Below are 24845 nucleotides of genomic sequence, written 5' to 3' on the forward strand. Positions count from 1 at the left end.
GGGCCTCCTCAGGCGTGGTCGGCGAAATACTCCAGCTGGGAGACGTCTCCGGAGACGATGATGGTGTCCCCGGCGGAGACGAGCGTGTCTGGCTGCGCGTAGACGAAGTCCTTGCCCGGGGACTTCACCCCGACCACGTTGACCTTGTGTCGGCTGCGCGGCTGGCACTGGTCGATGGTCTTGCCGTGCAGCTCGCGCGGCGGGCGCATCTTCACGATCGCGAAGTCGTCGTCGAACTTGATGAAGTCCAGCATCTGACCTGAGACCAGGTGGGCGGCGCGCACTCCGGCGTCGTGCTCGGGATAGATCACGTGGTGGCAGCCGATCCTGGTGAGGATCTTGCCGTGCGTGGGGTTGATGGCCTTGGCCCAGACCTGGCTGACCCCGAGGTCCACCAGGTTGGCCGCGATCAGCACGGAGGATTCGATGGAGGTGCCGACACCGACGACGGCGGCGTCGAACTCCTGGGCCCCGACCTGGCGCAGCGCCTCGATGTCGGTGGCGTCTGCTTCGACCACGTGGGTGAGCATGTCCGCGTACTTCTGGACCAGGCCGCGGTCCCGCTCCACGGCGAGAACTTCCTTGTTCTGGCTCACCAGCTGGTTGCTCAGCGCGATGCCGAAGCGGCCGAGCCCTACGACGAGGACCGGCTTGTTGCTCTGGGGGTTCAGCTTGGGCACGAATGCGTCCTTTTCCGCGAAGAAACCTGCTCGACCCTGCGGGGCCGAGTCCTGAAGTGCTGACTCCAGAGTAAACCCACTGCGCCCCGCGGAGGCTACCGGCGGCGCTGGCCCGCCGGTGGGTGGGTCAGCCGATCATCGGGCGGCCCTCGGGGTAGCGATAGCGGACCCGACTGCGCTGGCGCACGGTCAGCGAGGCGGCGAAGGTGATGATCCCGACCCGGCCGGCGAACATCAGCGCCGCGAGCACATAGAGCCCCTCTGGGGGCAGGTCCTCGGTGAGCCCGCTGGTGAGCCCGACGGTCGCGAACGCGGAGATCGACTCATACAGCGGGCGGCCCATGTCCAGTCCGGTGATGTACATCAGCCAGACCGTGGAGATCAGCACCAGGGTCGCGCCCATGGCGACCACCGAGACCGCGACCCGCACGGCTGAGGGCGGGATGGTGCGACCGTGGGCGGTGGACTCTGCGTCGCCGCGCGCCTCGGCGAGGAATGCCAGCCAGATCACCGCGATGGTCGTGACCTTGATGCCTCCGGCGGTGGAGGCTGAGCCGCCGCCGGCGAACATCAGCGCGTCGGAGATCAGCATGGTCTCGGCGTTCTGCATGTTCGACTCCACCACCGAGAATCCGCCGGAGCGCATGTTCACCGAGGCGAAGAGCGAGTTCTGCAGCTTCTCCCCGAGGGACATCTCCCCGATGGTGGCGCTGTTGGACCATTCCATGACCCCGTAGAGCACCGCGCCGATCACCATCAGCAGCAGCGTCACCTCCAGGGTGAGCTTGGTGTGCAGGCTCCAGCGCCGCACGTGCCACCGGTTGCGCCAGAGCATGAACAGCACCGGGAAGCCGAGGCTGCCCAGGAAGACCCCGACCATGATGGTCCAGATGATCACCGGATCGTTGTCGAAGCCGGCGAGGCCCTCGGAGTGGGCCACGAAGCCGGCGTTGTTGAACGCCGAGATCGCATAGAAGGTGCCGTCCCAGAGCCCGCTGGCGACGTCGCCGTTGATCTGGATGAAGCGCGGGATCATCACCAGCATCAGCAGCGCCTCCACCACCGCGGAGCAGATCACGACGGTGCGGATCACCTGCCCGGTCTCCCCCATCGAGCCGGTGGAGATGCCGCCCTCCTGGGCGACGAGCCGGGTGCGCAGACCGAGGTTGCGGGTCACCGAGATGGCCAGCAGCGCGGCGATGGTGATGATGCCCAGCCCGCCGACCTGGATGCCGATCAGGATGACCAGCTCACCGGCGAAGGACCAGTGGTCCGCGGTGTTCACCGGGGTCAGCCCGGTGACGGTGACCGCCGAGGTGGCCACGAAGAGCGCCTCGTGGAAGGCCGCGGAGGAGCCCGAGGCGGTGGCCCAGGGCATCATCAGCAGCGAGGCGAACACCGCGATGGTGACCCCGAAGATCAGCATCGCCGCTCGTGCCGGCGAGGTGCCGGCGAGGTGGCCCATCCAGCGCTTCAGGTATGTCCAGGGGCCCGTCCGGCGCCCGCTGCCGGGCTCAGTCTGCGCTGCGGAGCTCATCGGTGATCTCCGCGGAGCGGTGCGCGCTGGCGTTGACGGCGGCCTCGACCGCGGCGGGGAGGCCATGGTCGTCGAAGGCGTTGATCGCGCGCTCGGTGGTGCCGTTGGGTGAGCAGACGGCGCGGCGCAGTGCGGCGGCGTCTGCGGTGCCGGCGGCCTGGTGGCGCACCAGCATCTTTCCCGCCCCATAGATGGTCTGCGCCGCCAGGTCCGCGGCAAGCTCCCGGTCCAGGCCGAGCTTCACGCCGGCCTCCGCCATCTGCTCGGCGAGGTAGAAGGCGTAGGCGGGCCCGGAGCCGGAGATGCCGGTCAGCGCGTCGATCTGGGACTCCTCGATCACGTGGACGGCGCCGCTGGCGCGCAGCAGCGCGGCCACGGTCTCGGTGTCCTGCGCGCTCGCGTGGCTGCCCGGCACCAGTCCGACGACGCCGAGGCCGACCGAGAGCGGGGTGTTGGGCATCGAGCGGATCACCGGCTGGTCCTGCGCGAGGGCGGCTTCGAGCATCTCAACACTGATCGCGGCGGCCACGGAGACCACCACGGCCCCCGGCTTGAGCACGGCGGCGATCTCTGCGGCCAGGGCCACGATCCCGTGCGGCTTGACCCCGAGGAAGATGATGTCGGCGTCGGCGGCGACGCTCCGGTTGGCCTCGGCGTCGTCCTCTTCGGCGAGCACGCTGACTCCGTACTGCTGCGCGCGCTCCGCGGCTGTGGCGGTGCTGCGCGTGGTGGCCCGGACCTGCTCCGGGGTCACCGAGGCGTCGAGCAGCCCCGCCAGGATCGCGCCGTTCATCGAGCCGAGGCCGAGCATCGCGATCCGCAGCGCAGGGCTGGTGCTGGTGCTGGTGCTGGTGCTGGTGCTGGTGCTGGGGGACATCGTCACTCCTGGCCGAGGTGCTTGCGGGCGAAGGCCAGGGATTCCGCGAGCCAGCGTTCCCGATCCCCCACGTTGCGGGCGGTGCGGGTGGCGACCTCGACGGCGACGACGCCGTTGAATCCGGTCTCGGCGAAGTCGGGGCGGCCGAGCAGTTCCATGGCCTCGGCCACGCGCTGCTCGCCCTGGCCGGGGATCAGGTGGTCGTCTTTGAACCCGTTGGACCAGCCGTCGGTCAGGTGCAAGTGGCGCAGCCGCTGACCCAGCGCCTCGACCGCTTCGAGGGAGTCGGCCTCGGCCGTGGCCGCGTGGGAGAAGTCCCAGGTGACATGGGGGTAGGGCTGGTCCACCGGGTCCCAATGGGGCAGGTACATCGTGGCCTCGCGGCCGCCGGCGCGCCAGGGATACATGTTCTCCACGGCGAAGAGCACCCCAGTCTCCTCCTCGAGATCCTTGATCCCCTCGGCGAAGCCCTCGGCGTAGCCGACCTGCCAGCGGAAGGGCGGATGCGCGACGACGACGCCGGCGCCCACCTCCTGGGCCAGTGCGGCGCTGCGCTTGAGCTTGTCCCAGGCGGAGCCCCAGACCTGTTGGGTGAGCAGCAGGGTGGGGGCGTGGATGGCCATCACCGGAAGACCGAAGCGCCAGGAGAGCTCGTTCAGCGTGGAGGCCTGCTGGGACTCTCCGCGGTGGGTGACCATGACCTCCATGCCGTCATAGCCGAGGTCATCGGCGATGGAGAAGCCCTCGGCGACCCCCATGGGGTAGACCGAGGAGGTGGAGAGCGCCACGGGGATCCGGGGCAGCTCATGGGGCGGGCGGGGCTGGACCTCCTCAGCTGGCATGTTCCACCGCCGCCGTCGCGAGGGCGCGGCCGCCGGGGACCTCGCCGCGGGAGGGCTTGCGCAGCTCGCGTCCGAGGTTGACGTGCCCGACGCCGGGGGCGGCAGGCACGGCCACCGCGCCGTCGCGGACCAGGGAGTCGAGTCGGCGCAGGATCAGTCCCTCACGCAGCGCCCAGGGGCAGATCTGCAGCGTCTCGATGCCGAAGATCTTCATCGCCTGCTCGGCGACGAGGGCTCCGGCGAAGACCTGGCGGGCGCGCAGCGCAGAGACGCCCGGCAGCTCGGCGCGTTCGGCGGCGGTCATCGTGGCCAGGCTCTTCACCAGCGGCTTCAGGTCGGAGTGGGCCAGGCTGCGCGGGACGTAGGGGCCCTCCGCGGAGGGCGCGGCGCCGGTCATCCGGGCCAGCGAGCGGAAGGTCTTGGAGGTGGCGAGCACCTCGGTGTGCCCGCTCAGCGCCGGGAACTCGCGGCGCGCGGCCTCGAGCTCTTCGCGCACATAGCCCTTCAGCGTCTTGACCTGGTCCTTGCTGGGCGGGTCCTCCCCGAGCCAGTCCCGGGTGAGCCGACCCGCGCCGAGCGGCAGCGAGACCGCGGTGGCGGGCAGCTCGTCGCGGCCATAGGCGATCTCGAAGGAGCCGCCGCCGATGTCGAAGTTCAGGATGTCCCCGGCGCTCCAGCCGCGCCAGCGTCGCGCGGCGAAGAAGGTCATCGCGGACTCCTGGGCGCCGGTCAGCTCGGTGAGCTCCACCCCGGTCTCGGCGACGACCCGCTGCAGAACCGCCTCTCCGTTGGCGGCCTCACGCAGCGCCGAGGTGCAGAAGGAGAGCAGATCCTCGGCCCGGTGCCGTGCGGCGAACCGGGCCGCCTCGGCGATGAAGCCGATCAGCTCGCGCTGACCCTCGTCGGTGATCGCCCCGTCCTCGTCGAGATGCTTGACCAGGGAGAGCGGTCGCTTATGGGAGGCGAATGCCTCGGGTTTGGCCCCGAGGTGGGCATCCACCAGTAACAGGTGCACGGTGTTCGAACCGATATCCAACACGCCGAGACGCATCAGGTGACTCCTTGACTAGGATCCGGTCTTCGCGGTGGTCTTCTTGGCTGGAGCCTTCTTCTTCGCCGGTGCCTTCTTCGCGGCGGGCTTCTTGGCCTCAGGCTTCTTCGGTCCGGCGGCACGCTTCTCCGCCAGCAGCGAGTAGGCGTGCTCCTTGGTCAGCGTCTCCAGGGAGACGCTGCGCGGCACGGTCACGTTGGTCTCGCCGTCGGTGACGTAGGGGCCGAAGCGGCCGTCCTTGACCACCACCGGCTTCTCCGAGGTGGGGTCCGGGCCGAACTCGGCCAGCGGGGGCACCGCTGCCCGGCGTCCCCGCTGCTTGGGCTGGGCATAGATCGCCTTCGCCTCGTCCAGGGTGATGGTGAACATCTGCTCTTCGGTCTCCAGCGAACGGGAGTCCGAGCCCTTCTTCAGATACGGCCCGAAACGGCCGTTCTGCGCGGTGATCTCCTCGCCGTCTTCATCCACCCCGACGACGCGGGGCAGGGAGAGCAGTCGCAGCGCCTGCTCCAGCGTCACGGTCTCCAGAGTCATGTCGGAGAGCAGCGAGCCGGTGCGGGGCTTCTCCTTCGCCGGCTTCTTCTTCGGCTTGGGCTTGCCGTTCTTGTAGTACTCGGTGGGCAGCGACTTCATGTGCTCTTCGAGCTGCGCCTCGGTCATCTCTTCGATGAGCTCCGTGACGTAGGGGCCGTAGCGGCCGTCCTTCGCGACGATCTCGCGACCGGTCTCCGGGTCGGTGCCGAGCACGCGGCCTGAGTACTGGGCCTGCTCGAAGAGCTCCTCGGCCTTGGCCGCGGTGAGCTCATCGGGTGCCAGGTCCTGCGGCAGGTTGGCGCGCTGGGGCTCCAGCTCGCCGTCGGCGTTGACCACCCCGTCGGGGTTCGGTCGTTCCAGGTAGGGACCGTAGCGGCCCACCCGCAGGTTGACCCCGGGGGTGATCTCGATGGAGTTGATCGCTCGGGCGTCGATCTCGCCGAGGTTCTCCACCACGTGCTTGAGCCCGTCGACGCCGTCCTTGGCGCCGAAGTAGAAGCCCTGCAGCCAGGCTTCGCGCTGCAGCTCGCCGCGCGCGATCTGGTCGAGGTCCTCTTCCATGCGGGCGGTGAAGTCGTAGTTGACGTACTTGCCGAAGTGCTCCTCCAGCAGCCGGATCACGCTGAACGCGGTCCAGGAGGGGATCAGCGCGGAGCCGCGCTTGGTGACGTAGCCGCGGTCCATGATGGTCGAGATGGTGGGTGCGTAGGTCGACGGGCGGCCGATCTCGCGCTTCTCCAGCTCGGCGACGATCGTGGCTTCGGTGTAGCGCGCGGGCGGGGTCGTCTCGTGGCCCTTGGCCTGCACGTCGCGGCCGGTCAGCCGCTCCCCGGTCTCGATCTTCGGGAGTCGCTTGTCAGCCTTGCCGGCCTTGGCGTCGTCGTCCTCGGAGGTGTTCTCGCGGACCTCCTCATAGGCGGCGAGGAAGCCGGGGAAGGTGATCACGGTGCCCGAGGCGCCGAAGGTGGCGGTGGTCCCGGCCTGCGGCCCCTGGGCCACCTCGGCGCTGAGCCGGACGGAGGCGGTGAAGCCCTTGGCGTCCTCCATCTGGGAGGCCACGGTGCGCTTCCAGATCAGCTCGTAGAGCTTGAACTCGTCCTTGGACAGCTCGTTGGCGACCTGCCCGGGGGTGCGGAAGTGGTCTCCCGAGGGGCGGATTGCCTCGTGGGCCTCCTGCGCGGTCTCGCTCTTCTTGGAGTAGAGGCGCGGGCTGGCGGGCACATGGTCGGCGCCGTAGAGCTCGGTGATCTGCCGGCGCGCGGCGGTGATCGCCTCGTTGGACAGCGTGACCGAGTCGGTACGCATATAGGTGATGTAGCCGTTCTCATACAGCCGCTGCGCGACCTGCATGGTGGCCCGGGAGGAGAAGCGCAGCCGGCGCGAGGCCTCCTGCTGCAGGGTGGAGGTGATGAAGGGCGGCTGCGGGCGGCGCGAGTAGGGCTTGTCCTCGACCGAGTCCACGGTGAACTCCGCGTCGGTCAGGTTCGCGGCGAGCTCCTCGGCGGCCTCGCGGTCCAGGACGCGGACCTCGGTCTTGGACCGGGTGGACTTCAGCTCGCCGCGGTCGTTGAAGTCTGATCCGGTGGCCACGCGGGCGCCGTCGACGGCGTTGAGCTTGGCGGTGAACTCCTCACCGGCGGCGGTGGCGAAGCTGCCGGAGAGGTCCCAGTAGCTGGCCGGGATGAAGGCCATGCGTTCGCGTTCGCGCTCGACGACCATGCGGGTGGCCACGGACTGGACCCGACCTGCCGAGAGGCCCTTGCCGACCTTGCGCCAGAGCACCGGCGAGATCTCGTAGCCGTAGAGCCGGTCCAGGATCCGCCGGGTCTCCTGGGCGTCGACCAGGTCGTCGTCGATCTGGCGCACGTTCTGCAGCGCGCGGGTGATGCCCTCTTTGGTGATCTCGGTGAAGGTCATCCGGTAGACCGGGACCTTGGGCTTGAGCACCTGCAGCAGGTGCCAGGCGATCGCTTCACCTTCACGGTCGGCGTCAGTGGCGAGATAGAGCTCCGAGGCATCTTTCAGCGCCCGCTTGAGCTCGGTGACCTTCTTCTTCTTGGAGTCAGAGATGACGTAGTAGGGCGCGAAGCCGTCGTCGGGGTTCACCGCGAACCGGCCGAACGGGCCCTTCTTCATGTCGGTGGGCAGCTCGGAGGGCTGTGGCAGGTCACGGATATGCCCGGCGGAAGCGTCCACGATGAACTCATCGCCGAGATACTTGGCGATGGACTTGGACTTCGCCGGGGACTCGACGATGACGAGTTTCTTGCCTTCGGGCACTGATCTCCTTGAGGGAATTCTTGCGCTGCGTTCTCGGGCGCTCAGCAGTGGGCTGGCCGTCGAGTGCTCAATATATCAGCGAGCAGAACACGTCGAGTCCGGTGGAATCAAGACTCACTGAGGTATCCCTCGACGTAGAGCTCCAGGACTTCGCTGCGCAGCGCCTGCTCGAGATCCTCCTGATCTGTGGACTCATCGGCCATCAGCGCCGCGACCGCGGTGATCAGCGCGGCGGCCTGATACTCCCCGTCGGCGGCGCCCAGGAGTCCCGCGGCGGCGCTGGAGACGGCCCGGCTGCGACGCAGCCCGGCTCCCTGACGTGCCAGGATCACTTCCGGGTGGACGGCGCCGAAACGCTGGTGGCGCTCCTCGGTGACGTCGGGCGCGACGGCGAGGACCGTGTCGAACACCGCCTGGGGGTCACGGGCGGCACTCTCGGCCCGTGCCGCGGTGGCCCCGAGGACCGGGCCCAGGGGCTGCTCCACAGCGCCGGTGAGCTCTTCGAACCTCCGCCAGGGCGTGATCGCGCGCGCCTCGGCGCTTCCGGCATCGACGCTGCGGCGGCGCAGGAAGATCATCCCGAAACCCACCGCGAGCACCGCGCGGGAGCCGAAGTCCTCGAGGTACTCGGCGTAGCGCCGGCGGTAGCTCTCCGGGTCGCGCTGGGTGGAGGCGTCGCGCAGCCAGGTCTCGGCGTACTGGGCGCTGTCCTGCCGGTCGCGCTGGATGAACCAGGCGTCGACCTCGGCGGGGAACCCGGCGCACCAGAGCCGCGGGCGCGCGTCCCAGGCGTCCTGGTCCTGGATCTCCCAGTTGCCCAGCAGCTGCGCGGTCCCGGAGTCGGTGAGGTGCTCGGGCAGCGCACCGATCAGCTCCGCCATGAGCTCATCTCCGGCCCGGCCGCCGTCGCGGTAGGTGTAGCGTGCCTGGATCTGCTCGCCGCGGGGGCGCGGCGTGATGACGAAGGGCGGATTGGAGATGATCAGGTCGAACCGTCGTCCGGCGACGGGTTCCAGCAGGCTGCCCTGCACCAGCTCCACGCGGGCGCCGAGGTCTCCCGGGTCCAGGCGCAGCGCGGGGGCGTTGAGCACCAGGTTGAACTCGGTGAAGTCCAGGGCGCGCCGGCTGAGATCGGTGGCCACCACGTGCTCGGCATGGTCGAGCAGGTGCAGCAGCTGGATCCCGCAGCCGGTGCCGATCTCCAGGGCGCGCTGGACCGGGGTGCGGTGGATGCTCGCGGCCAGGGTCAGGCTCGCGCCGCCGATCCCCAGGACATGTTCGGGATGCAGCGGGCCTTGCAGCTGCGCGGCGGGGAGGTCGCTGGCCACCCAGAGATCGACCAGGACCTGTTCCTGCTCTGCCTGGTAGGGCCGCAGGTCCACGCTGGGACGGTACCGCTCGGCGTCGTCCGCTCCTGGCGTGCCGTGGGCTTCTGCCGTCGGGCGCTCCGCTGCCGCCGGGTGCACCAGATTGAGCCGGCGCAGACCCTCGACGCCGAGGCGCGGCAGCGCGGCCTGCAGCTGTCCGGCCGGGATGTCGAGTCCGAGCAGCCAGAGTCCGGCGAGCACGGCGCAGGGATCGGGAGTCCCGTCGGTGGAGAGCAGCTCGGCGATGCGCAGCATGCCCGGGACCAGCTGATCGCGCTCCATGGCGGCCAGCGCGTCGGCACCGAGCAGCTGCGCCACCCGCTCGTTGGTGAACTCCGCGGCGAGCAGGTCCTGGCGCAGCGCGGCCACGAGTTCTCGGTCGGCGGCGGGGGCGGGCAGCTCGACGGGGTTCATCCGCGGCGCACCTTTCCCAGCGCGCCGGCATTGGGATCGGCGGGATCCTGCTCCAACCGGGCGCGGCAGTTCTCACACCGGGTTGTCTCGGGGATGTGGCGGTGGTCCTCGCAGTAGAGCTGCAGCGTGGAGCATCCCCGATCCATACAGTTATAGAAGGTGCTCGTGGGGCTCGCGCAGCAGGTGCACTCCCCGATGGTCTTCGCCTCCGGGGAGAAGCGGGTGTTCATCCGGGAGTCGAACACGTAGAGCTCACCCTCCCAGAGGCCCTCGTCGCCGAAGGTCTCTCCGTAGCGGACGATTCCGCCGTCGATCTGATAGACCTCTTCGAAGCCGCGCCGGCGCATCAGCGCCGAGAGCACCTCGCAGCGGATCCCGCCGGTGCAGTAGGTGACCACCGGCTGGTCCTTGAGATGGTCGTATCTGCCGGAGTCCAGCTCGGCGATGAAGTCCCGGGTGGTCTCGGTCTCGGGCACCACCGCGTTCTTGAACTTTCCGATCTGCGCCTCCATGGCGTTGCGGCCGTCGAAGAACGCCACCTCCACACCCTGGGCCCGCTTCGCCTCGACCAGCTCGTGGACCTGCTGCGGCTGCAGGTGCTCGCCGCCGCCGACGACGCCATGCTCATCGACCTCGATCTCCTCGGGCACCCCGAAGGCCACGAGCTCGGGGCGGACCTTGACCGAGAGCCGGGGAAAGTCCTCCGCCGCGCCGTCGGACCATTTGAAGGCCATCTCGCGGAACGGGGCGTAGGCCCGGGTCTGCTTCACATACTGCTTGACCGCCTTGAGCTCGCCGCCCACGGTGCCGTTGATCCCCTGCGGGGAGATCAGGATCCGGCCCTTGAGGCCGAGCTCCCGGCAGAGCGTGTGCTGCCAGAGCTTCACCGCCTCGGGATCCGAGAGGGGGGTGAAGGCGTAATAGAGGACGATCCGGGACATGCTCACCTCTCAAGGGTAGTTCTGAACAACATCTTTATGAACTCGTTGTCCCGTCCTCTCACGGTGCGCTGCTTTTTCTTTGTATGGTCGGACTATGACTTCTGAGCTGAGCGATGACCTTGTACGCCACTGGGTAACCGGATGGGCGCGAACTCATGACTACGACGTCCAGCACGAAGGCAACGTCCACTCAGCTCTGCGCTCCGGAGATTCCGATGAGTGGGAGTACGTGCTGTACTCCCCGCAGGAGACCGATCTGCGCAAGATCGCCTCTGCCGTCGCGAAGGACTCCGCCCGACTGTTGACCGTGATCGCGGAGCCCGGCGCCGAGTCGCTGAGCCATGGCACGGTCGACGGGCTGCAGCTCATCAGCGATGAGGAGAAGCTCATGGTGGTGGACATGGACACTCAGGACGTCGAGGATCCGATCACCCCGGAGGGCTACACCACCACGCGCGAGGACCACGACGGCTGGACCCGCTTCACGGTGCGTGACGGCGAGAAGATCGCCGCCCGCGGCCGGGTCGCGACCGTGGGCCACTACGCGATCCTGGACCGGATCTACACCAACAACGACTACCGCCGACAGGGGCTGGGCACCTATGTGACCCGCGCGCTGATCGCGATCGCCCACGAGCACGACGTCGAAGAGGGCCTGCTCGTGGCCACCGGCGACGGTCGAGAGCTCTACGAGTTCCTGGGCTGGACGCTGCTCGGCGACGTCCATGTCTATGGGGCGACCTCCGGCGGACGACTGCGTCCCAGCCACTCCCAGTTCGACGACCTCAACGGCTAGGACAGGCACCGCTCCTGCGGTATGATCGGCGAATCGCTGCATTAAGTTCAATTGTTCACATGATCGTGAAGGTTGATGCAGCTTCACACTGCCGCTGAAGGAGCACCCATGGCCACCAACCCGCTGACCGATCGCCTCGATGCTGGACCTGTCATCTGCGCCGAAGGGTTCCTCTTCGAGCTCGAACGGCGCGGCTACCTCACCGCGGGAGAGTTCGTCCCCGAGGTGGCGCTGGAGGACCCCGAGGCGCTGCGCGCCCTGCACCGGGACTTCCAGCGCGCCGGCTCCGACATCGTCGAGGCGTTCACCTATAACGGGCACCGCGAGAAGATGCGGGTCATCGGCAAGGAGGATCTGCTCGAGCCGCTGAACCGCTCGGCTCTGCAGATCGCCCGTGAGGTCGCCGACGCACGCCCCGGGGATCTGATGGCCGGCAACATCTCCAACACCAACATCTGGGACCCGACCGACGCCCAGCGCCAGAACGAGGTGCGCTCAATGTTCGAGGAGATGGTCGACTGGGCGGTGCAGGAGGGCGCAGACCTGATCATCGGTGAGACGTTCTACTACGCCGGCGAGGCGCTCGCGGCCCTCGAGGCGGCACGGTCCTCCGGACTCCCGGTGGTGCTCACCCTGGCCCCGATGGCCTTCGAAGAGATGGCCGACGGACTCGGCGTGGTCGAGACCTGCCAGCGCCTGGAGCAGGCCGGAGCCGACGTCGTCGGGCTCAACTGCTTCCGCGGGCCGGACACGATGATGCCGTGGCTGCGTCAGATCCGGGAGGCCGTCTCCTGCCACGTCGCCGCGCTGCCCGTGCCCTACCGCACCACGCAGAGCGAACCGACCTTCTTCAACCTCTCCGATGTGCGCGCCAGCGTGCCCTCCCCGCACGGCCGGACCTTTCCCACCGCGCTGGATCCGCTGTTCACCAATCGCTATGAGATCGGCGCGTTCGCCAAGGAGGCCTACGACCTGGGGATCAACTACCTGGGCGTCTGCTGCGGCGCCTCACCGATGCACATCCGTGAGACCTCCGAAGCCGTGGGCCGCAGCACCGAAGCCAGCCGCTACTCCGAACGTATGGAGAACCATTTCATGTACGGCTCTCATGACCGGCTGCCCGAACACATCCGGTCCCTGGGCGATCGGGCCTGAGCGCCACCAGAACCTGACGTAGCCTGAGGGGGATGCGTGACCAGGACCCCTTTGAGCTGCTGCGCCGTGCGGGTCTGACGGCTGAGATCGGCGACGCCGGTCCGCTGCGCCACGTCCGGACCCTGCCGGCGCGACAGGCGCACACCGCCGACTGGCCCGACTGGGTTCCCACCGAGCTGCGCGCGGGCTACCGCCAGCTGGGCGTCTCCGGGCTCTACACCCACCAGGTGAGCGCCGCGGAGGCGCTGCATGCCGGGCGCCACACGATCCTGGCCACCGGCACGGCGTCGGGCAAGTCCCTGGGCACCCAGCTGCCCGGCCTCGCCGAGATCTGCGGGGGCCCGCGCGGGGAGCTGCCGGGGTCAGCGGCCGGCGGCGCTGGCGGGTTCGGCGGCCCTGGCGGGTCTGGAGAAGCCGGGGACGCCGCGGCTCCGCGCGTGTCCGGCTCGGCCTTCGGAAGCGTCGGCCCTCCGTCCAGCGTGGGCACCACCATGCTCTACCTCTCCCCCACCAAGGCGCTGGCGGCCGACCAGCTGGACGCGCTGACCCAGCTCGCCGAGGCCACGGGGCCTGCCGGGACCCAGGGCGGCATCCGTCCGGCCGCCTATGACGGGGACACCGATCCGGCCGAGCGCCGCTGGATCCGCCAGCACGCCAATGTGGTGCTGACCAATCCCGACATGCTCAACGTCGGGATCCTGCCCAACCACCGGGCCTGGGCCCGGTTCTTCGCGCGGCTGCGCTATGTGATCATCGACGAGGCGCACAGCTGCCGCGGGATCTTCGGCTCCCACATCGCGCTGCTGCTGCGCCGGCTGCGGCGGATCTGCGCGCACTACGGGGCCCACCCCGTCTTCACCGGAGCCTCGGCCACCAGCGGTGACCCGGCGACGTCGTTCTCCCGGCTCATCGGCCACCCGGACGCCGCGGTCCAGGCCATCACCGAGGACGCCTCCCCGCACGGAGCGGTGGACGTCTACCTCTGGGAAGCCTCCTACTCCGCGCTGACCGGGGACAACGCGGCGCCGCTGAAACGCAGCCTCACCGTGGAGGCCGCCGACATCCTCACCGACCTGGTGGTCGCCGGACACCGGACGCTGGCGTTCATCAGATCCCGCCGCGGAGCCGAGACCATCGCGCAGATCGCCGCCGATTCGCTCGCCGAGGTGGACCGCGACCTGCGCGGACGGGTGGCCGCCTACCGCTCCGGGTATCTCAAGGAGGAGCGTCGCGAGCTCGAGGACGCGCTGCGCGAGGGCCGGCTGCTCGGCGTCGCGTCCACGCCTGCCCTGGAGCTGGGCATCGACATCTCGGGCCTGGACGCGGTGATCATCGCCGGCTGGCCCGGCACCCGCGCCTCGTTCTTCCAGCAGCTGGGCCGCGCCGGACGTTCCGGCCAGCGCGGAGCCGCCTTCTTCATCGCCGGGGACGACCCGTTGGACTCGTATCTGCTGGACCACCCCGAGGCGATCTTCGACACCGCGGTCGAGGATGCGGTCACCGATCCCACCAACCCGCATGTCGCCGCGCCGCATATCCTCGCCGCGGCCCAGGAGCTGCCGCTGACCACCTCTGACCTGGGGCTCTTCGAGGCCTGGCTGATCGAGTCGCTCACCGAGCAGGGGCATCTGCGGCGCCGGCCACGCGGCTGGTTCTTCGCCCACGACGACGTCTCCGCCGCCGCCTGGGTGAAGCTGCGCTCCGACGGGGGCGGTCCCTACACGATCGTGAACTCTGAAGACGGCACCGTGATCGGCGACATGGGCTCCGCCCAGGCCCAGCCGCAGGCGCATCCGGGGGCCGTCTATGTCCATCAGGGGCGCAGCTACATCGTGGAGGAGCTGGACCGTCAGAACAGCGCGGTGCTGGTCTTCCCGGCGAGCCCGCCCTATTACACCCAGGCCCGGGAGACCACCTCGATCGAGGTGCTGCAGGTCGAGGAGGCCGCCGACTGGGGTCGCTACCGGCTGCACTCCGGCATGGTCGAGGTCACCAGCACCGTGGTCGGCTTCCAGCGCAAGGCGCTGGGCTCCTCGGAGGTGCTCTCCGACGAGCCGCTGGACCTGCCGCCCTCCTCGTTGCGCACCCAGGCGATGTGGATCACCGCCCCGGAGACCGCGCTCGCGGACGCCGGGGTGATCCCGGAGCACGTGCCGGGGGCGCTTCATGCCGCCGAGCATGCCATGATCGGGCTGCTGCCGCTGCTGACCTCCGGGGACCGCTGGGACATCGGCGGAGTCTCCACCGCGCTGCATCGGGACACGGAGCTGCCCACGATCTTCGTCTACGACGGCCACCCCGGTGGCGCCGGATTCGCGCGACGCGGCTTCGAGCTGGCCGCCGAATGGATCAGCGCCACCGCCGAGACCATCGCGGGCTGCGACTGCGCCACCGGGTGCCCCTCCTGCGTGCAGTCGCCGAAATGCGGCAATAAGAACAACCCGCTGGAGAAGCAGCCGGCGCTGAACCTGCTGCGCGCGATCCTGGCCTCCCGGCCCGAGGAATCCGCCCCCGGCTCGGGCTCGGGGTCAGCTCCGTGGCCTGCTCGAGAGTCTGCTCCGGGGTCCGCGCCGGGCTCCCCGGGGGCCCAGCACTGAACACACCCGAGTCCGTGACGCAATATGAATGCGCGCTGTGCGGGGCTTGAACGTGAGCTACGATTGAACCTGCTTCAAGAGAAGTGACCTGGAGATCCGCCGTCGGCGGTGATCCGACGATCCGTTCACGGTCACTCACCAACCCCATGTTCAAGGGTGGTCCCGGATCACGAAGCGGCTTGTTCTCACCATCGGTGGAGCCCGGGAGGCTCAGCCGTGGTGCTGACTGGGACAGGCAAGAGCAGCGTCGAAAGGACACCACCACACCCGCACTCATCGGTGCACCCTCTGTTCGCGCGTGAACATTCGCGAGCTCCCCAGGCACATCTCCCTGGGCACCCCTGTCATCTTTTCGGGCAAAGATCTGCCCGCACACAGCATAAGGATCACTCATGACTCATCAGCAGACCTCATCCGGGCCCACCGCCGACCGCCCTCAGCGCGGGCTGAGCATCCTGGCCGTCAGCGCCACCCTCGCCCTGGCGCTGAGCAGCTGCAGCGCCTTCGACCGCGGCGGCGACGAGACCGAGGCCGCCCCGGACGATCAGCAGGAGTTCACCATCGGCGTCGTCGGCGCCAACGAGAGCCACCGCGAGGTCGAGCGGATCGCCGAGGAGGAGCTCGGCTACGAGATCGAACTCGTCGAGTTCACCGAATACACCCAGCCGAACCCGGCGTTGACCAGCGGTGACATCGACGCCAACTGGTTCCAGCACATCGCGTACCTGGCGGACTACAACGTCAGCTCCGGCGAGGACCTGCAGCCCATCGGCTCCACCGCGGCGGTGCCGCTGACCCTGTACTCCAACGAGTACACCGATGTCAGCGAGTTCACGGAAGGGGACACCATCGCGATCCCCAATGACGCGGTGAACCAGGGGCGCGCCATCAACACCCTTGTGGCCGCCGGTCTGCTGGAGCTCTCGGAGGAGACCCGCCAGCCCGAGCCGCGCCACATCGACGAGGAGGCCTCCACCGTGACGGTTCAGCCGGTCGCCGCGCAGCAGACGGTCAACGCGCTGGAGTCGGTGGAGGGCTCGATCATCAACAACAACTTCGCCCAGGACGCCGAGCTCGACCCCGAGGGCGACGGCATCTTCGCCGATGACCCGACCGACGCCGCGGCGTTCCCCTACATCAACGCCTTCGTCGCCCGCGCCGAGGACAGCGACAACGAGGCGCTGCGCGAGATCGCCGCGGTCTACCACGATGAGCGGGTGCTTGAGATCGATGCGGAGCTCTCCGCCGACACCTCGGTCCCCGCCTCGGAGGTCACCGCCGAGCAGCTCCAGGAAGCCCTGGTGGACTACGAGGATTCGCTGCGCAGCGCCGAGGGCGAGTCCGGCGCTGAGGGTGACGATGAGGAAGCGGACGACGACGCGTGAGCACAGCTCCGCTCATCGAGTTCAACAATGTCTCCCGCACCTTCGGGACGGGAGACAAGAAGGTCACCGCGGTCGACGACGTGAGCCTGCGCGTCGACCGCGGTGAGGTCTATGGCGTCATCGGGTTCTCCGGGGCCGGGAAGTCCACACTGATCAGGCTGATCAACGGGCTCGAACGCCCCACCGCGGGGTCGGTCCACGTGCTGGGCCAGGAGATCTCCGCCATGCGTGAGGGGCAGCTGACCAAGGTCCGCTCCCGGATCGGCATGGTCTTCCAACAGTTCAACCTGTTCCACTCCCGGAACGTGGCAGGCAATGTCGCGTATCCGCTGAAGGTGGCCGGGTGGAAGAAGCCCGAGCGCGAGGCCCGGGTGGAGGAGCTGCTGGACTTCGTGGGGCTGGCCGACAAGGCCACCCAGTACCCGGAGCAGCTCTCCGGCGGGCAGAAACAGCGCGTCGGGATCGCCCGTGCGCTCGCTGCCAAGCCGGACATCCTCCTGGCCGATGAGTCCACCTCCGCGCTGGACCCCAACACCACCGGCGAGGTCCTGCGACTGCTGCGCCGCGCGAACGAGGAGCTCGGCATCACCATCGTGGCGATCACGCACGAGATGGAGGTCATCCGTTCCATCGCGGACCGGGTGGCCGTGATGGACCAGGGACGGATCGTGGAGTCCGGGCTGGTCTATGACGTCTTCTCCAGCCCGCGCGAGTCCAAGGACGCCAGCTTCGTCGGCGCGGCCTTGAAGAACCGCCCGACGTCGGAGGATGTGCGGCGGATCCGCGGGCACGCCACCGGTCGGCTCGTGGTGGTCTCGCTGCAGAACGCCGGAGCCGTCAGCGCCGTGCTGGGCCAGGCGGTCTCGCACGGTGTGTCCTTCGAGATCGTGCACGGCGGCATGAACACGACCAAGAACGCGTCCTATGGGCTGCTGACCCTCGCCCTGGAAGGCGAGGTCAGCGCGGTGGAGGCCTTCGTCGCGGCGCTGAACTCCGCCGGAGAGGTCCAGGAGGTGCACGAATGATCGACACATACCGAGCTCTGGACTGGAGCTACTACGGGCCCGAGCTGCTCTCGGCCATCGCCGACACCATCTACATGGTCGCGTGGGCCTTCCTCCTCGGCGGGTTCATCGGTCTCGCCATCGGGCTCACGCTCTACACCACGCGGGACGGCGGGCTGCTCTCGAACAAGGCCGCCTATATGGCGATGAACTTCGTCGTGAACCTGATCCGACCGATCCCGTTCGTGATCCTGATCGCCGCGCTGCAGCCTGTGACCATCTACGTGATCGGTTCCGGGATCGGCAACGATGCGGTGATTTTCGTGATGATCTGGGCCTCCACCTTCGCGATCGCCCGGATCGTGGAGCAGAACCTGGTCTCGATCGACCCCGGGGTGATCGAGGCAGCCCGCGCCATGGGCGCATCCCGGCTGCGCATCATTCTCACGGTGCTGCTGCCGGAGGCGCTGGGCCCGCTGATCCTGGGGTATACCTTTGTGATCATCGCGCTCACCGACATGTCGGCGCTGGCGGGCATCATCGGCGGCGGCGGCATCGGCAACTTCGCCATCGTCGAGGGCTACAACCGGTTCAATCCGGAAGTGACCTGGCTGGCGGTGATCGTGGTGATCATCTTCGTCCAGTCGCTGCAGCTGGTGGGCAACTGGGCGGCGCGCAAGGTGATGCGGCGCTGACCGGCCTGTTCGGCGGCACGCCGTGCCGCCGTCGTCGTTCCTGATCTCTGCTCACCTATCTCTGCTCTCTGTCCATGCACCACGGAAGGATTCATCCATGACTCTGCGTTCCATCACCTTGGGAACCGGCCAGCATCAGCTCGAGACATCGGCGCTGGGTTATGGCGCGATGTCACTGGCCGGCGCCTATGGGGCCATCAGCGAGGCGGATTCGCTGGAGCTGCTGGACCACGTGGCCCGGCGCGAGGTCACCTTCCTGGACACCGCGAACATCTACGGCGACGGCGAGAGCGAGCGGGTGCTGGGGACCTTCCTGAAGCACCGACGCGAGGAGTTCGTGCTGGCGACCAAGGTGGGCATCGAGAAGGGCGCCGGGGTCGGCAAGCGCCGGGCCCGAGGCGACGCGGCGTACATCAAGGACCAGATCGATCAGAGTCTGCGCCGGCTGGGCACCGATCACGTGGACCTCTACTACCTGCACCGGGTGGACCCTGAGACCCCGATCGAGGAGAGCGTCGGGGCCCTGGGCGAGCTGGTCACCGCGGGCAAGGTGCGCGCCATCGGACTCTCGGAGGCCACCGGGGACGAGATCGCCCGCGGCCACGCGGTGCACCCGATCACGGCGGTGCAGAGCGAATGGAGCATCTTCGCCCGGGACGTGGAAGCCCATGTGCTCCCGACCTGTGCCCGGCTGGGGATCGGCTTCGTGCCGTACTCGCCGGTGGGCCGAGGACTGCTCACCGATTCCTTCGACGCGAAGGCCCTCCCCGCCGAGGACATCCGGCAGAACTTCCCGTGGTTCATGCCGGAGAACCTCCCGCAGAACGCCTCCCTCCTCGAACAGGTGCGCGCTGTCGCGGCGCGGCTGGACCTCCCCACCGCGGGGCTGGCCCTGGCCTGGCTGTATCAGCAGGCCAGCGCCCTGGGCGTGCAGATCTCCCCGATTCCGGGGACGCGCACGGCCGCGCACTGGGACGAGCTGCAGCACGGGGTGGACGTCGCCCTTCCCGGTGAGGCGCTGGCAGAGCTGGACGCGCTCGCCGGTCAGGTCTCCGGTGACCGCAGCTTCGACCCGCGCTGGGTCTCCGGCGGGCGTGAAGGGCTTCTCCCGCGCAGCTGAGCGGGCGGGTGGCGTGCCCTGGGCCCGACGGGACGTGCACCGGGGCGCCCCGGGCCCCAACGGGCATCCATTGTGCGATTCGGCCGCGCTGTAGGGCAGTATGGCCGTAAAGACCTGCACAGATTGCACAATCGATGCTCAGCGGCGATCTTCCGTCGGGCCTGGACGTGGCCGAGCGGCAGGGTTTGCCCCAGCCCCGAGGTTCGCCTGGCCCCATCACGCCTCTCCACAGTGCGGCTCGTCTCGGGGGAATCGACGTCCGAGCGGCCAAGACTGATGAGGACCTGCAGTCAGCAGGCATCATTCGTCACGGAAGGTCGGTCATGGAACGCATCGTCACCGCACGCACCGCCAAGGGGAAGACTCCCACGCACACCACCCCGAAGAAGTCCGAACATCTGGCACAGCAGGTCCATCAGGAGGAGACCGGTCTCGCCACGGCGGAGTACGGCATCGTGATGCTCGCGGCCGTCGGGTTCGCCGGGCTGCTGGTCGCGGTGCTGAGCTCCGGCACCGCACGGGGACTGCTGACCGGCATCGTCGAACGTGCGCTCTCGTTCTGAGCGCGGGTCGATCAGCGCGGAGTTCGCGGTCGCGCTGCCGACGGTGGTGCTCGTGCTGCTGCTGGTGCTCTCGCTCGGTCTCCACGGGGCGGCCCAGGTCACTCTGGAGACGGGGGCTCGGGCGGCGGCGCGGGAGCTGGCCCGCGGAGAGGACCCAGCCTCGGCGGAGGCGGCGGCTCGTCGGGTCGCCGGGGAGGAGGTGTCCTTCCGGCTGAGTCAGGAGCAGGGCTACGTCACCGTGACGCTCCTCCGGCCGGTGCGGGTGCTTGGCTGGGTCGAGGTCGCGATGACCCAGGACGCTGCGGCCACGGCCCGCGTCGAGGAGCTGCCATGAGATCTGCCCCCATGACACCCCGAAAGTCGATCCGGGGCGAACGCGGTTCCGGCACCGTGCTGGCCCTGGGCCTGATCATGACGCTGCTGGTGCTGCTCGCCGCGACTCAGGCCGTGAGCATGGTCGCCGTCTCCTCCGCACAGGCGGCCCGGGGCGCTGATCTGGCCGCCCTCGCCGGCGCCGATGCGGTGCGCGGGATCAGCACCGGAAGCCCGTGCGCCGTGGCGGAGGCGGTGGCCGACCGCAACGACGTGGAGCTCACCAGCTGCACCGTGACCGGCCACGCCGGCACCGACGTGCTGGTGCACACCGCGGTGCCGATCCTGCCCGACCGGCTGATCGACCCCGGCGGCGTCGATCTCTCCGGACTGCTCAGCCGCGGCGCCGCCCGAGCCGGGCCTCCCTCCTCAGACTGACTCAGAGTCGGGCGAGCAGCGCCGCCAGCAGGGCGATCCGTTCCGGGATCGATTCCAGTCGGACCTGCTCGTGATCGGCGTGGGCTCCCGCGCCGTCGGGTCCAAGACCATCGAGGGTTGCCAGGCTGGATCCCAGGAAATTGGTGTCTCCCGCTCCCGCCGCGGGTCGCCCGCCGACGGCGGCAAGTCCCGCGTCAGCGGCGGCCGCCTCCACGGTCGCGAGCAGCGCCTCATCGGCGGCGTCGGCCTGCCAGGCGGGCCGCTGGGACAAGGTGCGGACTTCCAGCTGGGCATCGGAGCGGACGGGGGTGAGCTCGCGGATCGACGCCAGCACCTGATTCTCGACCTCGGGGGCGCGGAACCTCAGTCCCACCTCCACCGACGCCGCTGCGGGCACCACGTTGGTCTTGCCGCCTCCGGCGATGGTGCCAACGTTGCAGAGCACATCCCCCGGAGCGGTCTGCTGGGCTGACCCGATGATCTCGCGCAGGGCCAGGATCTGGTCCACGAGCTCCTCGATCGCGTTGACACCCCCCTCGGGATCCAGGGCAGCGTGCGAGGCCCGGCCGGTGACCTCCAGCCGGAGCCGGGTGCTGCCGAGCCGGCCGACCTTGAGCGCCCCGCCGGGGTGGGGTGACTCGAAGCCCAGAGCGGCGCTGGTCCCCTCGGCGCTGGCGAGCAGCAGCTCCCGCGAGCTCGGCGAGCCGATCTCCTCATCCCCGACCACGATCACGCGCACCGGCGGCCGGGACAGTCCCAGCTCGGTGCTCACGCTCAGCCCCTGGTGCATCATCAGCAGTCCGGACTTCATGTCGAAGATCCCGGGACCGTAGGCGATGCCCTCGTCGACCCGGAACGGCATCGTCTCCAGGGTTCCGGTGGGCCACACCGTGTCCGAGTGACCGATGAAGAGCACCGGCGCGGCATCGCGCTTCGATCCTGCCCCGGGGATGTCCAGCACCAGGTGGGTCCCCCACTCCCCCGCGTGGACAGCGATCTCGGCGTCGTGCTCGGCGAAGAGCTCGCGCACCTGATCGGCGACGGCGGTGACTCCCTCGGCGTCTCCGGTGGGAGACTCGGTCACCACCATCCGTTCCAGAAGTTCAAGGGTGCGGTCATAGCGTTTCCTCGCCAGATCAAGCAGGGCAGTGGGAGAAGAGGTATCCATGGGACTATGATACGCAACGTATGAACATTGACCAGGCTTCGAGAGGACCGCATGACACATCAGGATGCCGTCGCACCCGCTTCCCCCGCCATGCCGGAATCGATCAGCCTGGCTGATGGGGTGGTGGTCCGGGGCCTGACCGAGGTCGCGGAGCTCGAAGCCGCCTCTCGGCTCTACCGCGAGGTCTTCTCGTACAGCGGCGAGGACCAGGGCATCAACCCCCGTCTGCTGAAGAACCTGCTCACCTACGGCGGCACCGTCATCGGCGCGGTCGACGACGCCGGCACCGTCCGCGGCATGGCCTTCGGCTGGACTGCGGTGGAGACCGACGAGGACGATCCGCATATCTACCACTTCTCCCAGGCCGCCGTGGTCGCTGCGGACCTGCAGGGCCAGGGCGTGGGCCGCGCGTTGAAGAACGTCCAGGCCGCGGTCGCCCACCGGCAGGGATCAAGCCGGATGCGCTGGACCTACAATCCGATGATCAGCCGCAACGCGCACTTCAACCTCGATGTGCTCGGCGCGCAGGGCCGTTGGTTCGCCCGCGACGCCCTCGCCGGTCCAGGCACCGACCGCATCACCGTGGAATGGCGACTCGGTGAGGCCGCAGCCCGGCCGCAGGACGTGCACAACGTAACCGGCGAGCAGTTCGAGGCACAGCTGGCGGCGCAGCCGCTCACGGCTCCCGGGCAGATCCACACGGGTGCAGACGCGATCGCGCTCGCGGTCCCCGCCCAGCAGCCCACCGATCCGACCGTCATCGAGCTGCTCCGCACCCGGTTCAGCGAGATCTTCGAGCAGGGGTTCGTGGCGGTCTCCTGCCGCCGTGTGGACGAGGACCTCGCGATCTACCGCTTTATCAGGCCCGCATGAGCAGCGCGAGGCTCCCCGACGAGCGTCCGGACCAACGTATGAGCGGCGACTCTGATGCCGTCGCGCAGGACCAGCGCGGCCTGGACAATCCGGCCGCCCGCTTCGGCGCCAGCATGTCCCCACGCGCCTCGGCCAAGACTCTGCAGGCGCGGCTGATCCGCAAGGAGCGGGAGAATCTCGAGCGGGTCTTCGCCAGCTTCGAGACCGAGGACTCCGTCGCCCGGGCCGCGGCGCTGATCGCCGGCGCCCGACGTCGGTTCATCGTGGGCCACGGCCGGTCCGCGGCCTTCGCACACCTGCTCGACCTGGACCTCTCCCACGGGGTCAGCCAGGTCTCGCTCATCGACGGCCAGAGCACCCGCAGCATCGATGTGCTCACCGACGTGCGCGGCACCGACGTCCTGGTGGCGTTCTCGATGCGCCGCTATCGTCGGGAGACGGCTGAGCTGGTGCACGCCTTCGCCCAGCGCGGCGGCACGGTCGTCGCGGTCACAGACTCGGCCGAGTCCCCGTTGGTGGAGCCGGCCAGCGAAGTCGTCATCGTCCCCACCGACTCCGCCTCGGTCACGGACTCCGCCACCGGCATCGCCGCGGTGATCCACCTGCTCACCGCGCTGACCACCGCAAGTGCCAAGGGAAGCCGCCGTCGGCTGACCGAGAGAGAATCACTGATCCAAGAGATGGGACTGTATATCTGATGCGCGCCACAGAGATCGTGCTCCACGACGTCGAGCTGCCCCTGCGCCACGCCTTCGAGACCAGCTCGCACCGGAAGTCCTCGCTGCGCCACCTGCTGGTGGAGATGATCGCCGAGGACGGGACCACCGGATGGGGCGAGATCGCCTCCCCCGCGGGCCCCTTCTACGCCCCCGAGACGACGACGACGGCCTGGCAGACGGCCGTCGAGCACCTGATCCCCGCCGTCCTCGGCGCCGAGTGGGACCACCCCGACGAGATCGCGGGACTCTACGCCAAGGTGCGCGGGAACTACTTCGCCAAGGCCGGGATTGAGATGGCCGCATGGACCCTGTGGACCCAGGCTCAGTCGGTTCCGCTGGCACGGGCCCTCGGCGGGGACCGCGACTCGGTCATCGCCGGAGTCTCGCTGGGCATCGAGCCCAGCATCGACGCGCTGCTCACCGAGGTGACCCGTCACGTGGAGTCCGGCTATCCCCGGGTGAAGCTTAAGATCGCGCCGGGATGGGATGTGGAGCCGGTGCGCGCGGTGCGTGAGGCCTTCCCTGATCTCGATGTCCATGTCGACGCCAACGGCGCCTACCCGGGCTCCACCGAACCTGGGGGTGAGGCGGCCTTCGAGGTGCTGCGCGCCCTGGATCCGTTCCGGCTGACCATGATCGAGCAGCCCTTCGCTCCGAAGAACTTCCTGGACCACGCGCGCCTCACCGCGGCGCTGACGACCCCGGTCTGCCTGGACGAGTCGGTGGAGACCCTCGATGATCTGCGCACCGCGCTGGCCCTGAAGGCTGGCAACGTGCTCAACATCAAGGTCTCCCGGATGGGTGGGCTCAGCGCAGCCCGTGATGCCCACGCGATCGCGTCGGCCGCCGGTTGGCCGGTCTGGTGTGGAGGCATGCACGAATTCGGCGTCGGTCGGCTGGCGAACGTTGCCCTCTCCTCACTGCCGGGCTTCACGCTGCCCTCGGACGTGTCCGCCTCCGGGAAGTACTACGCCGAAGACATCATCGATCCGCCGGTCACCGCCGAGCAGGGCGTGGTGCAGGTCCCGACCACCCCCGGGCTGGGCCACGGGGTGCGCGCGGAGGTCATCGCCGCCCACGCGACCCGGCGGCAGCGCTTCCAGGCCTGAACCCCCGTCCGGGGCGCAGTATCCTGGCATGACCTGACATCGAGCAGCGTTCGAGAAGTCTCACCGGCTGAGAGGCAGCGATCACCATGGTCACCGCATTCGTGATGATGAAGACCGATCCGCACCGGATCCCCGAGTCCGCGCAGGACATCGCCAATATCGATGAAGTCCAGGCCGTCTATTCGGTCACCGGGAAATGGGATCTGGTGGCGATGGTGAAGACTCCGAATCTGGAGGATCTCAGCGACCTGGTCCCGGCGAAGATCTCCAAGGTGGCCACGGTGCATGACACCGAGACCATGGTCGCGTTCCGGACCTATTCGGACCAGGAGCTCGAAGCCAGCTTCAGCCTCGGCGGAGAGTAGCCTCAGTGTTCTCGGCGCTCCAG

Annotated in this window: 23 protein-coding genes; 14 read left to right on the top strand and 9 right to left on the bottom strand. The window is 68.9% G+C overall.

The features are described from left to right. Window positions 1–8: 8 nt before the first annotated feature. The 8 genes from BCL67_RS11140 to trhO all read right to left on the bottom strand — a co-directional run bounded on the left by BCL67_RS11140 (window position 9) and on the right by trhO (window position 10529). Window positions 9–680: a potassium channel family protein gene (locus BCL67_RS11140; protein WP_106123512.1), complete on the bottom strand. Its 672-nt coding sequence runs from the start codon at window positions 678–680 to the stop codon at window positions 9–11. A gap of 127 nt (window positions 681–807) precedes the next feature. Then, a complete protein-coding gene (locus tag BCL67_RS11145) occupies window positions 808–2217 on the bottom strand; it encodes a TrkH family potassium uptake protein (protein WP_258174985.1) in 1410 nt (469 codons plus the stop codon). Continuing rightward, on the bottom strand, window positions 2195–3094 hold the full coding sequence (proC, locus tag BCL67_RS11150; RefSeq protein WP_106123513.1) for a pyrroline-5-carboxylate reductase: 900 nt from the start codon (window positions 3092–3094) through the stop codon (window positions 2195–2197). The genes BCL67_RS11145 and proC overlap by 23 nt, the downstream gene beginning before the upstream one ends. Window positions 3095–3096: 2 nt before the next feature. Continuing rightward, window positions 3097–3936: a sugar phosphate isomerase/epimerase family protein gene (locus BCL67_RS11155; protein WP_106123514.1), complete on the bottom strand. Its 840-nt coding sequence runs from the start codon at window positions 3934–3936 to the stop codon at window positions 3097–3099. Continuing rightward, the gene (locus tag BCL67_RS11160; RefSeq protein WP_106123515.1) at window positions 3926–4987 is read right to left on the bottom strand and encodes a Ppx/GppA phosphatase family protein; all 1062 of its coding nucleotides are present in this window, start codon (window positions 4985–4987) and stop codon (window positions 3926–3928) included. Before BCL67_RS11160 ends, BCL67_RS11155 begins: the two co-directional genes overlap by 11 nt. Window positions 4988–5002: 15 nt before the next feature. Further along, the gene (topA, locus tag BCL67_RS11165; RefSeq protein ID WP_106123516.1) at window positions 5003–7819 is read right to left on the bottom strand and encodes a type I DNA topoisomerase; all 2817 of its coding nucleotides are present in this window, start codon (window positions 7817–7819) and stop codon (window positions 5003–5005) included. 89 nt (window positions 7820–7908) lie between these two features. Further along, complete coding sequence (locus BCL67_RS11170; protein WP_106123517.1) at window positions 7909–9582, bottom strand: DUF7059 domain-containing protein; 1674 nt, start codon at window positions 9580–9582, stop codon at window positions 7909–7911. Then, window positions 9579–10529: an oxygen-dependent tRNA uridine(34) hydroxylase TrhO gene (gene trhO, locus BCL67_RS11175; RefSeq protein WP_106123518.1), complete on the bottom strand. Its 951-nt coding sequence runs from the start codon at window positions 10527–10529 to the stop codon at window positions 9579–9581. Before trhO ends, BCL67_RS11170 begins: the two co-directional genes overlap by 4 nt. An 88-nt stretch (window positions 10530–10617) precedes the next feature. Here trhO and BCL67_RS11180 point away from each other — a divergent pair, with 88 nt between their 5' ends. The 10 genes from BCL67_RS11180 (at window position 10618) to BCL67_RS11225 (ending at window position 20588) form a co-directional block, all read left to right on the top strand. Continuing rightward, window positions 10618–11319 (top strand): GNAT family N-acetyltransferase, encoded by a 702-nt coding sequence (locus tag BCL67_RS11180; protein WP_106123519.1) that lies wholly within the window; start codon window positions 10618–10620, stop codon window positions 11317–11319. Between the two features lie 108 nt (window positions 11320–11427). Next, entirely contained in the window at window positions 11428–12474 is a 1047-nt protein-coding gene (locus BCL67_RS11185; protein WP_106123520.1) for a homocysteine S-methyltransferase family protein, read from the top strand. Window positions 12475–12506: 32 nt separating this feature from the next. Beyond that, window positions 12507–15071: a DEAD/DEAH box helicase gene (locus BCL67_RS11190; RefSeq protein ID WP_106123521.1), complete on the top strand. Its 2565-nt coding sequence runs from the start codon at window positions 12507–12509 to the stop codon at window positions 15069–15071. 392 nt (window positions 15072–15463) lie between these two features. Beyond that, the gene (locus BCL67_RS11195) at window positions 15464–16456 is read left to right on the top strand and encodes a MetQ/NlpA family ABC transporter substrate-binding protein (protein WP_106123522.1); all 993 of its coding nucleotides are present in this window, start codon (window positions 15464–15466) and stop codon (window positions 16454–16456) included. After that, window positions 16453–17481 (top strand): methionine ABC transporter ATP-binding protein, encoded by a 1029-nt coding sequence (locus tag BCL67_RS11200; RefSeq protein WP_106123523.1) that lies wholly within the window; start codon window positions 16453–16455, stop codon window positions 17479–17481. Before BCL67_RS11195 ends, BCL67_RS11200 begins: the two co-directional genes overlap by 4 nt. Further along, window positions 17478–18155, top strand: coding sequence for a methionine ABC transporter permease (locus BCL67_RS11205; protein WP_106123524.1), 678 nt, complete (start codon window positions 17478–17480; stop codon window positions 18153–18155). The genes BCL67_RS11200 and BCL67_RS11205 overlap by 4 nt, the downstream gene beginning before the upstream one ends. Before the next feature lie 97 nt (window positions 18156–18252). Further along, complete coding sequence (locus tag BCL67_RS11210) at window positions 18253–19275, top strand: aldo/keto reductase (protein ID WP_106123525.1); 1023 nt, start codon at window positions 18253–18255, stop codon at window positions 19273–19275. A 323-nt stretch (window positions 19276–19598) separates the two neighbouring features. Beyond that, on the top strand, window positions 19599–19838 hold the full coding sequence (locus BCL67_RS15840; protein WP_258174987.1) for a DUF4244 domain-containing protein: 240 nt from the start codon (window positions 19599–19601) through the stop codon (window positions 19836–19838). Continuing rightward, entirely contained in the window at window positions 19822–20172 is a 351-nt protein-coding gene (locus BCL67_RS11220; RefSeq protein ID WP_106123527.1) for a TadE family type IV pilus minor pilin, read from the top strand. The genes BCL67_RS15840 and BCL67_RS11220 overlap by 17 nt, the downstream gene beginning before the upstream one ends. Then, window positions 20169–20588, top strand: a complete 420-nt coding sequence (locus BCL67_RS11225; RefSeq protein ID WP_106123528.1) for an Rv3654c family TadE-like protein — start codon at window positions 20169–20171, stop codon at window positions 20586–20588. The genes BCL67_RS11220 and BCL67_RS11225 overlap by 4 nt, the downstream gene beginning before the upstream one ends. Window position 20589: 1 nt before the next feature. On the opposite strand, the gene BCL67_RS11230 is transcribed toward BCL67_RS11225, so the two are convergent. Then, window positions 20590–21756: a M20/M25/M40 family metallo-hydrolase gene (locus tag BCL67_RS11230; RefSeq protein ID WP_106123529.1), complete on the bottom strand. Its 1167-nt coding sequence runs from the start codon at window positions 21754–21756 to the stop codon at window positions 20590–20592. A 51-nt stretch (window positions 21757–21807) separates the two neighbouring features. Here BCL67_RS11230 and BCL67_RS11235 point away from each other — a divergent pair, with 51 nt between their 5' ends. The 4 genes from BCL67_RS11235 (at window position 21808) to BCL67_RS11250 (ending at window position 24822) form a co-directional block, all read left to right on the top strand. Beyond that, entirely contained in the window at window positions 21808–22629 is an 822-nt protein-coding gene (locus tag BCL67_RS11235; RefSeq protein ID WP_146131142.1) for a hypothetical protein, read from the top strand. Continuing rightward, window positions 22626–23327 carry a MurR/RpiR family transcriptional regulator gene (locus BCL67_RS11240; RefSeq protein ID WP_219886497.1) on the top strand — a complete coding sequence of 234 codons (702 nt, stop codon included), beginning with the start codon at window positions 22626–22628 and terminating at the stop codon, window positions 23325–23327. Before BCL67_RS11235 ends, BCL67_RS11240 begins: the two co-directional genes overlap by 4 nt. Then, window positions 23327–24457 (top strand): o-succinylbenzoate synthase, encoded by a 1131-nt coding sequence (gene menC / locus BCL67_RS11245; RefSeq protein WP_106123532.1) that lies wholly within the window; start codon window positions 23327–23329, stop codon window positions 24455–24457. The genes BCL67_RS11240 and menC overlap by 1 nt, the downstream gene beginning before the upstream one ends. A gap of 86 nt (window positions 24458–24543) precedes the next feature. After that, complete coding sequence (locus tag BCL67_RS11250; RefSeq protein ID WP_058889587.1) at window positions 24544–24822, top strand: Lrp/AsnC family transcriptional regulator; 279 nt, start codon at window positions 24544–24546, stop codon at window positions 24820–24822. Window positions 24823–24845 lie beyond the last annotated feature (23 nt).

It is taken from the genome of Nesterenkonia sandarakina (genome assembly GCF_003003175.1).
Taxonomy (GTDB): domain Bacteria; phylum Actinomycetota; class Actinomycetes; order Actinomycetales; family Micrococcaceae; genus Nesterenkonia; species Nesterenkonia sandarakina_A.

Bases quoted from the DNA above. Each gene is read 5' to 3' on its own strand.
- BCL67_RS11145 (WP_258174985.1), bottom strand. From the start codon at position 2,217: ATGAGCTCCGCAGCGCAGACTGAGCCCGGCAGCGGGCGCCGGACGGGC.
- proC (WP_106123513.1), bottom strand. From the start codon at position 3,094: ATGTCCCCCAGCACCAGCACCAGCACCAGCACCAGCACCAGCACCAGC.
- BCL67_RS11155 (WP_106123514.1), bottom strand. From the start codon at position 3,936: ATGCCAGCTGAGGAGGTCCAGCCCCGCCCGCCCCATGAGCTGCCCCGG.
- BCL67_RS11160 (WP_106123515.1), bottom strand. From the start codon at position 4,987: ATGCGTCTCGGCGTGTTGGATATCGGTTCGAACACCGTGCACCTGTTA.
- BCL67_RS11170 (WP_106123517.1), bottom strand. From the start codon at position 9,582: ATGAACCCCGTCGAGCTGCCCGCCCCCGCCGCCGACCGAGAACTCGTG.
- BCL67_RS11180 (WP_106123519.1), top strand. From the start codon at position 10,618: ATGACTTCTGAGCTGAGCGATGACCTTGTACGCCACTGGGTAACCGGA.
- BCL67_RS11185 (WP_106123520.1), top strand. From the start codon at position 11,428: ATGGCCACCAACCCGCTGACCGATCGCCTCGATGCTGGACCTGTCATC.
- BCL67_RS11190 (WP_106123521.1), top strand. From the start codon at position 12,507: ATGCGTGACCAGGACCCCTTTGAGCTGCTGCGCCGTGCGGGTCTGACG.
- BCL67_RS11195 (WP_106123522.1), top strand. From the start codon at position 15,464: ATGACTCATCAGCAGACCTCATCCGGGCCCACCGCCGACCGCCCTCAG.
- BCL67_RS11205 (WP_106123524.1), top strand. From the start codon at position 17,478: ATGATCGACACATACCGAGCTCTGGACTGGAGCTACTACGGGCCCGAG.
- BCL67_RS11210 (WP_106123525.1), top strand. From the start codon at position 18,253: ATGACTCTGCGTTCCATCACCTTGGGAACCGGCCAGCATCAGCTCGAG.
- BCL67_RS15840 (WP_258174987.1), top strand. From the start codon at position 19,599: ATGGAACGCATCGTCACCGCACGCACCGCCAAGGGGAAGACTCCCACG.
- BCL67_RS11225 (WP_106123528.1), top strand. From the start codon at position 20,169: ATGAGATCTGCCCCCATGACACCCCGAAAGTCGATCCGGGGCGAACGC.
- BCL67_RS11230 (WP_106123529.1), bottom strand. From the start codon at position 21,756: ATGGATACCTCTTCTCCCACTGCCCTGCTTGATCTGGCGAGGAAACGC.
- BCL67_RS11235 (WP_146131142.1), top strand. From the start codon at position 21,808: ATGACACATCAGGATGCCGTCGCACCCGCTTCCCCCGCCATGCCGGAA.
- BCL67_RS11240 (WP_219886497.1), top strand. From the start codon at position 22,626: ATGAGCAGCGCGAGGCTCCCCGACGAGCGTCCGGACCAACGTATGAGC.
- menC (WP_106123532.1), top strand. From the start codon at position 23,327: ATGCGCGCCACAGAGATCGTGCTCCACGACGTCGAGCTGCCCCTGCGC.
- BCL67_RS11250 (WP_058889587.1), top strand. From the start codon at position 24,544: ATGGTCACCGCATTCGTGATGATGAAGACCGATCCGCACCGGATCCCC.